The organism is Ruegeria sp. BG10, assembly GCF_056538575.1.
This window is the reverse complement of record NZ_JBQFTI010000014.1, coordinates 1-959: the sequence shown is the minus strand read 5'-3', so window position 1 is coordinate 959 and position 959 is coordinate 1. Positions and strand designations below refer to the sequence as shown.

The window sequence follows — 959 nt, the reverse complement described above, 5'->3', positions numbered from 1 at the left end:
CAACCCGCACGAGAAAACGGGTATTGGTCAGCAATGAGACAGGGAGGAGTTGCGGCCGGCCCATCTGCGCGCTGCGAAACTGGAGCCGCAGCAAAGCGACCCCGCTTCCGATGGACAATGCAATCAGGCCAACAAGCCATATGGGCCATCCCAAAGCCTGCCCTTCGATCATGGGGTAAAGCAGCGCTAGAGCTGCAATTGCAAAGAGAAGCGCGCCCAGCCAATCGACGGTTTGTTCGCTGGCTTTTGGGCTTGCAGGAACAAACGCATACGCCCCTGCGAACGCGATCAGACCGATGGGCAGGTTTATCAGAAAAATCATGCGCCATCCCAGCCCCCATAGATCGGCCGAGATCAGTAAACCACCGATCAGGGGGCCCGCCATGGCCCCCAAGGCCGTCACCATACCGAAGAGGCCAATCGCCTTGGCCTTCTGCTCTTCCGGAAAGCTCTCGTGCAGGATTGCAAGCACCTGTGGCATCATCATCGCGGCCATCAGACCCTGAAAGAACCGCGCGAGGATCAGCACCCCAATCGAGGGCGCGAAGCCGCACGCGGTCGAAGAAATAAGGAAGCCAAGAAGCCCGAACAGGAAAAGTTGGCGCCGTCCGCAGGCATCGCCGAAACGGCCGAATGGTAGGAGGCCAGCGGCAAAGGTCAGGACATAGACCACCAGTGTCCATTGCAGATCGCTGTGCGAAACAGAGAACTCTGTCTGGATCGCGGGAAGCGCGAGATTGATGATCGTGGTGTCCAGCATGTTGATGAAAGCCGCAGCGAACAGGAACGCTGCTGCCAGCCAGTGCCGCGAAAGGACCCCATCGTTAGACGGTGAAATGAACGCGTTTGCCATGGTGGCGACTCCTGCTGCGGAAGAACGAATTAACGTAACTTTATAAGTAACGTGACTTGTTGTGTCAATATCATGTGCTTTTATTTGTCACATGACCGTACTTGCC

1 protein-coding gene is annotated in these 959 nt (G+C 56.7%); it reads right to left on the bottom strand.

The features are described 5' to 3' along the window. The coding region (locus tag ACR0D8_RS22165) for an MFS transporter (protein WP_480649693.1) at positions 1-853 on the bottom strand (853 nt) is incomplete at its 3' end. Between the last annotated feature and the right edge of the window lie 106 nt (positions 854-959).